This is a genomic window from Holdemania sp. (genome assembly GCF_986127675.1).
This window is the reverse complement of record NZ_CFQZWI010000030.1, coordinates 22,146-29,408: the sequence shown is the minus strand read 5'-3', so window position 1 is coordinate 29,408 and position 7,263 is coordinate 22,146. Positions and strand designations below refer to the sequence as shown.

The window sequence follows — 7,263 nt, the reverse complement described above, 5'->3', positions numbered from 1 at the left end:
ACACTCTTTCCCTACACGACGCTCTTCCGATCTGAAATCAACATGATCGGAGCCGATCGGCTCGCGGATCAGATTAAATCCCTTCTGCCGCAGCGTGCTTGTGCCTTTGGTTCCAATCACGATCATTGGATCCTGCGGATCCAGAACTTCGCCGGCCATCCGCAGCAGGTTGGCGTTGTATGCCCCGCACAAGCCCATGTCCGAGGTGAACATGAACGTCAGCGTGCGCGGCGATTGATTTTTCTTTAAATAAACGCATTCGCTTTCCGGGTTGTTCGCCAGAATCTGACTGACGATCTGGCGCAGTGTATCCGCGTATTCCCGGTTCTTTTCCATCTGCACACGCTGTTTCTGCAGCTTGGCGTTGGCGATCAGTTCCATCGCGCTGGTGATTTTCCGGGTGGCGCTGACGGAACGGATGCGTCCCTTTAACGCTTGCTTTCCCTGCGCCATGGATTACATCCCACTGATCAGCTGAAACTGCTGCAGATATTCGTCCATCGCCTGTTTCAGCGCGGTTTCCAGATCGGCGTCGATCTTCTTTTCCGATTCAATCCGGGCGATCAGATCGGCTTTATCCTGAGCAAAGAACTTGTGCATGCCTTCCTCGAAGCCCTTGATCTGTTCAACCGGTACATTTTTGAGATACCCGTTCTTCGCGGCAAACAGCGACAAGACCTGCTGACTCATCGTCAGCGGAGAATACTGGCCCTGCTTTAACAGCTCAGTCAGCCGTGCGCCGTGGTCGATCGTCGCCTTGGTCACCGGATCCAGGTCGGAACCGAATTGAGAGAAGCTCAGCATTTCATGATACTGGGCCAAATCCAGCTTCAGCGAGCCGGAAACCTGCTTCATCGCTTTGGTCTGCGCCGCACTGCCGACACGGGATACGGACAAGCCGCTGTCGACGGCCGGCCGCACGCCGGCGTTGAACAGTTCCGTCTGCAAGAAAATCTGACCGTCGGTAATCGAAATGACATTGGTCGGAATGTACGCCGAAATATCGCCGGCCTGGGTTTCGATGATCGGCAGCGCCGTCAGGGAACCGCCGCCCAGCTCGTCGTTCAGCTTCGCCGCCCGTTCCAACAAACGGGAATGCAGATAGAAAACGTCCCCCGGATACGCTTCACGTCCCGGTGGTCTTCTTAACAGCAGCGACATGGTGCGGTAAGCGACCGCGTGTTTGGAGAGGTCGTCATAGATGATCAGGACATCTTTGCCCTGTTCCATCCATTCCTCGCCGATCGCGCAGCCGGCATACGGGGCCAGATACTGCAGCGGCGCCATTTCACTGGCCGTCGCCGCAACGATCGTCGTGTAGTCCATCGCGTCGTGCTGACGGAGTTTTTCCATAATCTGCGCGACAGTGCTGGCCTTCTGACCGATCGCCACATAAATACAATAGACGTCCTGTCCCTTCTGGTTCAGAATCGTATCGACCGCGATCGCCGTCTTGCCGGTCTGACGGTCGCCGATGATCAGCTCACGCTGGCCTTTGCCGATCGGAATCATGGAGTCGATGATCTTCAAGCCGGTCATCAACGGCTGATGCACGCTTTTCCGCGTCATAACGCCCGGCGCTACCCGTTCTACCGGACGGGTCTTGTCGCTGGCAATCGGGCCTTTGCCGTCAATCGGCTGGCCTAATGCGTTGACGACGCGTCCCAGCATGCCGTCCCCAACCGGAACCTCGACGATCCGGCCGGTGCGTTTGACTTCGTCGCCCTCTTTAATCAGCGTGTCATCGCCCAGCAATACTGCGCCCACATGGTCTTCTTCCAAGTTCAGCACCATGCCGTAAACATCATGCGGGAACAGCAGCAGCTCGGAGGACATCGCTTTGTCCAATCCCTGAATCAGCGCGATGCCGTCGCCGACACGAATGACATAGCCGACGTCGTTCGACTGAATTTTATCTTCATAGTGCTTGATCTGTTCTTTGATCAGCGCACTGATTTCTTCAGGTCTTAAACTCATTCTCTCACCTGCTTTCCTTCAACAGTTCACTTTTCAGTGATTCAATTTTTGATTTCATGGAGCCGTCGATCACTTCGTTGCCGATCACGACTTTCATGCCGGAAATCAACCGCGGATCGACCCGGTTGGTCAGTTCCAGATTCTGTCCCTGCCGCTTCGCCATCGCTTGTTCGATGCGCTCCACGTCTTCCTTCGCCAATTTGCGCGCGGAATAGACAATGCCTTCCGCCACGCCGCGCTCGGCGTTTTCCAGACTGATAAACTGGCGGAGAATCTCAACGGCATGCTTCGTTCGTTTCTTGTCGATCAGCAAATCGAGGAAATGAATGAACATGACGTCGATCCGCCCGGCAAACAGGGTGTTCACCATCTGTTTTTTTTCTTCCGCGCTGATCTTCACCGCGTTGAAAAAATCAAGCAGCTGCGGATTTTCTTCCACGATGGCCGCTAAGCAGCGGGCCTGTTGTCCCCAGCGGACCAGTTCGCCGCTTTCCTTTGCCAGCTCAAACAGCGCTTCGCCATACCGTTCAGCGACCTGACTGGCCATACGCGCTTACTTCCTTTACAAATTGATCGACAGCCTGACGATCGCCGGCCTCAATGCTCTTTTCTCCGATCAGCTTCTCCGCGGCGCTCATTGCGACTTCGACCATTTCCCGATGGATTTCACTCTGCATCTGCGAGCGCTCCAACTCAATCTGGCCGCGCGCCCGGATAATTTGATCATCGGCTTCCGTTTTTGCTTTGCGCACAATTTCTTCGCGCACGCTCTTGGCTTCCACCGTCGCCTTTTCAATCATCGTCTGAGAACGGGTTACCGCTTCCTTCAATTCCTGACGGGCGTTTTCGCGATCCTGCTGCGCCTGTTGGCGGGCCTGCTCGCTGGCGGTCAGCTCCTCCTGCATCTTTTCGGCGCGCCTGTCCAGCATACCGGTGATGCTCTTCCACAAAAATTTCTTAATGACCAGAAACAGCACCAGCGTGGAACACAGCTGCGTCAGCATCGTAATCGGATTGGGAAGCAGTTGGCCGATTACATCTATCTCAATCATATCTTCCCTCCTGCTCTATCGTTTTCGTACACGTGTCTGGTTTAGAAGACGAAGATCAGCAGGATCGCTACCAACAAACCGTAAATGGCGCAGGTTTCAGACAGCGCGATACCCAGAATCATCGTCGAACGAATTTTGCCTTCCGCTTCCGGATTGCGGCCGATCGCCTCAACGGCCTTGCCGGCGACGAAACCTTCACCAATACCTGTCATCATACCGGTCATAACAGCCAGACCGGCGCCGATTGCGATTAAACCTTTTGCGATATCCATAATTTTTTCCTCCTAATAGTTATGCTTTTTTCATCTCGTCCGGAACTTCATTGCCGATAAAGACCATCGTCAGGGTAATGAAGATCAGGGTCTGGATAAATCCGGCGAACAAATCAAAGTAGAAATGCAGCGCCGGGGTCAGAATCGGAGCGATGAAGTTGATCGCCGATCCGACGGGAACAATAAAATTGATTAAAGCGGTCGAGCACCATGACGTAAAGCTGTAAACCAGAGACATGATAATGCCTCCGCACAGCACGTTGCCAAACAGACGCAGCGACATCGACAGCAACGTCGAGAATTTGCCGAAGATATTCATCGGCAGAAAGACCGGAATCGGTTCGATAAACGAATGCATGTACGCCTTGAAGCCGCCGGCTTTGAGCTGCGCGATCTGGACGAGCACCCACGTGATGATCGTCAGCATCAGCGTGACGCTGTAATTGCCTGTGGGAGAAGAGAAGCCGAACAGGCCCAGAATATTGCTTAAAAAGATGTAAATCGCAATCGTCGTGACATACGGCGACAGATTTTTAGCGATCCGGGGTCCGACATTGTCCTTCACCTGGTTATCGAGCGTTTCCACCAGCATGATTGCCAACAGGACCAGCCCGTGCGGTTTGGCCAGCGGATCGGTCTTGTCGATTTTCTTCGACAGCGCGATGACGGCCAGACACAACAGGATAGTGACGCCCAGAATGACGAAGACATCCGATTGGATCGTCAGGTGCAGCGGTTTACCCATCTTTTTCCCTCCTTTCTAAAACAGAATCAAGAATCAGAACAAATTTCATCAGAAACAGACCGCCGGCCGCCGCGAAGATATTGAACACCTCGGGCGCCAGCGCCGCGATCAACAACGGCAGCGCCATCAGAAGATAGCTGAACAGGAAATGGCCGATCAGGCCGATTTTCCCGGCTGCCTGCTGATCAAGAACCTGATCGCAGAACATCGTCGTGCGCCAGTACAGCAGTGCGGAAATCATTGCGCCGAAGACGTAGCCGGACGCAATCCGCCAATCGGTGAAGACGCCGGTCAGCACGATCAGGCCCGATACAACCAGCGCGATAGAAATGGCTTGTTTACGCATACGTTTTCCTTACTTTGTTTTTGTCAGCTGCCACAAAGCCCCGAACGCGCAGAACGCGCCGCAGACAATTCCGCCGACCGTGCCCCAGGGGCGGACGGCGCAGACATGATCCAGCGCCAGTCCGACCAGCGTCGGCGCCAGAATGGAAACGACGATAGTGAAGCCCAGCGTCATCGCCTGAACAAGGCCTTTCACTAACGCGTGCCGAAGATCCGGTCGCCTGCATCGCCCAGACCCGGAACGATGTAGCCTTTTTCATTTAAGTGATCATCCAGCGCGGCCAGATAGATATCGACGTCCGGATGCGCTTCCTCAACGGCTTTGACGCCTTCCGGCGCGCCGACCAGACAGACCAGCTTAATCGTTTTGGCGCCGCGTTTTTTGATCATGTCGATCGCCGCAACGGCAGATCCGCCGGTCGCCAGCATCGGATCCAGCACCATATTCACGGCGTCCGGCATCGTGTTGGGGAACTTGGCAAAATATTCGTGCGGCTGCAAGGTTTCTTCATCGCGGTACAGACCGATAAATCCAACCTTGGCGGTCGGAATCAGATCGGTGATGCCGTTGACTAACCCCAGCCCGGCGCGCAGGATCGGAATCAGAACAATTTCCTTGGATAGTTCTTCCGTCTGGCATTCGCAGATCGGCGTTTGAATCGTCACCGGTCTGGTCGGCAGATCGCGGCAGATTTCATACGCCATCAACCCGGCGATTTCATCCAGATTCTGACGGAAATCCTTGGTTCCGGTTTCCACCTTGCGCATCTGGGCCAGCTTGTGTGTGATCAGCGGGTGATTCAATACTTTCAACATAAGCTCTCTCCTTATTCTGTTAGCGTTATCACGGTTATTATACCATTGACCCTGATCAAAATACAAAGGATTCCAGCTCACTTTCTCGTGAGTTTTCGCACGACCTCCTTTTCGGGTGTTATTATACGCAAAAGCCCGGCCTTGCGAACATAGACAAACAAAATAATATGTCGGAAAAGCGGACAAACCACCCTGTTTTGTCAACGTCTGGACAAGGCTGATCTTCATTTCAGAATGCTGTTTTGTCCTCATGAACGCAGCCAGAGTCCCAGTTTCAGGCGAAGGAAACTGCGGATCAGCGCTAGAAAACTGCCAATGCCCGCAAACTTTGAGCAATCTGCAGGGAAGCGGTCATAAATCGACCTTGTTTTTCCAGAAAAACTTCGCTATGATGAAGTCAGTGAGGATAAACTATGGATAAACCTGTATATGTGATTGGTCATAAAAATCCTGACGCCGACTCGATTTGTGCGGCGATCGCCTATTCAGCGCTGAAAAACAAGCTGGGTCTCAACACCGTGGCGGCCCGGCTCAGCGCGGTCAACAAGGAAACTTTATACATCCTGGACCGTTTCCAGCTGCCGGTGCCGATGCTTTTGACGAGCGCCAAATGCACGCTGGCGGAAATCGACATGGACGAAGCGATGCTTTTAAGCAAGGACACGACGATGAAGGAAGCGCTTGATGCGATCCTGTCCCGGAAAAACAAAGGGATCTTTGTCGTGGACAAAAAGCATCATCTGGAGGGCATTGTCTCGGTTTCCGATCTGACGAATCTGTGGACGGCGGACGAGGAGGCGTTGGAGGATCTGATGAGCCGGGTGCCGTTAGCCAACATTTTGAAAACCACGCGGGCTTCCCTGCTTCATGAAGCGCCGTTTCATCCGAATGGAAAAGTTCATCTGATGCCTTCTTTAGGTCAGAACAGCAACATCGAAGCAGGCACGATCGTGATCGTCGGGAACAACCCGGAGGTACAGCGTTCGGCGATCCGCCAGAAAGCGTCGTTGATTTTGATCTGCGGTGAGAACTGGGTGGATTCGATCACATTGGAGATGGCGAAACAGGAACAGGTTTCCATTCTGCATACGCCGCTCAGTGCGATCACGGTGGCGCACAGCATTTTCCAGAGTCCCAGCGTTGAGGAGGTCATGACCCGGGATGTGGTCGTATTCCGGAACAGCGAGACGGTCGACGGGGCCAGCCAGCGGATTGCGAAGACGCGCTTCCGCACCTATCCGGTCGTCAATGAAAAAGAGGAAGTGATCGGAGCGATCTCCCGGTACCACTTATTTAATTATCGGAAGAAACAGCTGATTTTAGTCGATCATAATGAAAAAGAACAGAGTATTCATGATCTGGAATTTGCGGAGATCATCGAGATTGTCGATCATCATCGTTTAGGCGGGATTGAAACGCAGAGTCCGATCTCGTTTGTGAACCAGATCGTCGGCTCCACCTGCACGATCGTCGCCAATCTCTATGAGCAGCATCAGCTTGAGATTCCCGCGCAGATCGCCGGGGTTTTGTTAGCCGGATTGCTTTCGGATACCATGAATTTGAAATCGCCGACCACAACCGAGATCGATCGCCTCACCGCGGAGAAGCTGGCGCAGATTTCCGGCGTTGACCGGCAGACCTTGTCCGAGGAGTTGGTCGGAACATCGGATTCGTTGATGAACAAATCGTTCCAGGAATTGATGTATGAGGATTTCAAGGAGTTCCGGATTCAGGACAGCAAGGTGGCGATCGGACAGGTTGTGTGCCGCTGCCCGGACGAATATTTACAGATCAAGCCGGATTTTCTGGCGTATCTGGAAGAGCAGAATCTGCAGCATCATTACGATCTGTTGTTGATCTTATTCACGGATCCGAAAGGTTCCGGCTCGCATTTCCTGTATACGGGGAAAAAAGGCTGGGTCATCGAGGAAGGGTTTAAGACGGTGCTGACGGGCGGTTTTGCGCCGGGCTTCATCTCGCGGAAGAAGCAGGTGCTGCCGGTTGTGATCGACACGCTGAACAAATAAGGTCCATTGTAAAAAAGCAGCGCTTCGAT

10 protein-coding genes are annotated in these 7,263 nt (G+C 53.4%); 1 reads left to right on the top strand and 9 read right to left on the bottom strand.

Features of this window, described 5'->3' with window-relative positions:
• From AC5OW4_RS06625 to upp, 9 genes are all read right to left on the bottom strand, one after another.
• The coding region (locus AC5OW4_RS06625; protein WP_493676795.1) for a F0F1 ATP synthase subunit gamma at window positions 1-453 on the bottom strand (453 nt) is incomplete at its 3' end.
• Window positions 454-456: 3 nt separating this feature from the next.
• Window positions 457-1,977, bottom strand: coding sequence for a F0F1 ATP synthase subunit alpha (atpA, locus tag AC5OW4_RS06620; RefSeq protein ID WP_072683271.1), 1,521 nt, complete (start codon window positions 1,975-1,977; stop codon window positions 457-459).
• Window positions 1,978-1,981: 4 nt separating this feature from the next.
• Complete coding sequence (locus tag AC5OW4_RS06615; RefSeq protein ID WP_295770765.1) at window positions 1,982-2,524, bottom strand: F0F1 ATP synthase subunit delta; 543 nt, start codon at window positions 2,522-2,524, stop codon at window positions 1,982-1,984.
• Window positions 2,505-3,029: a F0F1 ATP synthase subunit B gene (gene atpF / locus AC5OW4_RS06610; protein WP_072683269.1), complete on the bottom strand. Its 525-nt coding sequence runs from the start codon at window positions 3,027-3,029 to the stop codon at window positions 2,505-2,507. The genes AC5OW4_RS06615 and atpF overlap by 20 nt, the downstream gene beginning before the upstream one ends.
• Window positions 3,030-3,070: 41 nt before the next feature.
• The gene (gene atpE / locus AC5OW4_RS06605; RefSeq protein WP_006057958.1) at window positions 3,071-3,301 is read right to left on the bottom strand and encodes an ATP synthase F0 subunit C; all 231 of its coding nucleotides are present in this window, start codon (window positions 3,299-3,301) and stop codon (window positions 3,071-3,073) included.
• 19 nt (window positions 3,302-3,320) lie between these two features.
• Window positions 3,321-4,046: a F0F1 ATP synthase subunit A gene (locus AC5OW4_RS06600; RefSeq protein WP_195395246.1), complete on the bottom strand. Its 726-nt coding sequence runs from the start codon at window positions 4,044-4,046 to the stop codon at window positions 3,321-3,323.
• On the bottom strand, window positions 4,039-4,392 hold the full coding sequence (locus AC5OW4_RS06595) for a hypothetical protein (RefSeq protein WP_195395245.1): 354 nt from the start codon (window positions 4,390-4,392) through the stop codon (window positions 4,039-4,041). The genes AC5OW4_RS06600 and AC5OW4_RS06595 overlap by 8 nt, the downstream gene beginning before the upstream one ends.
• A gap of 9 nt (window positions 4,393-4,401) precedes the next feature.
• A complete protein-coding gene (locus tag AC5OW4_RS06590; protein WP_295770772.1) occupies window positions 4,402-4,587 on the bottom strand; it encodes an AtpZ/AtpI family protein in 186 nt (61 codons plus the stop codon).
• Entirely contained in the window at window positions 4,587-5,207 is a 621-nt protein-coding gene (gene upp / locus AC5OW4_RS06585; protein ID WP_072683265.1) for a uracil phosphoribosyltransferase, read from the bottom strand. Before upp ends, AC5OW4_RS06590 begins: the two co-directional genes overlap by 1 nt.
• A gap of 413 nt (window positions 5,208-5,620) precedes the next feature.
• Here upp and AC5OW4_RS06580 point away from each other — a divergent pair, with 413 nt between their 5' ends.
• Window positions 5,621-7,234 (top strand): putative manganese-dependent inorganic diphosphatase, encoded by a 1,614-nt coding sequence (locus AC5OW4_RS06580; protein ID WP_195395243.1) that lies wholly within the window; start codon window positions 5,621-5,623, stop codon window positions 7,232-7,234.
• The last annotated feature ends 29 nt before the right edge of the window (window positions 7,235-7,263 follow it).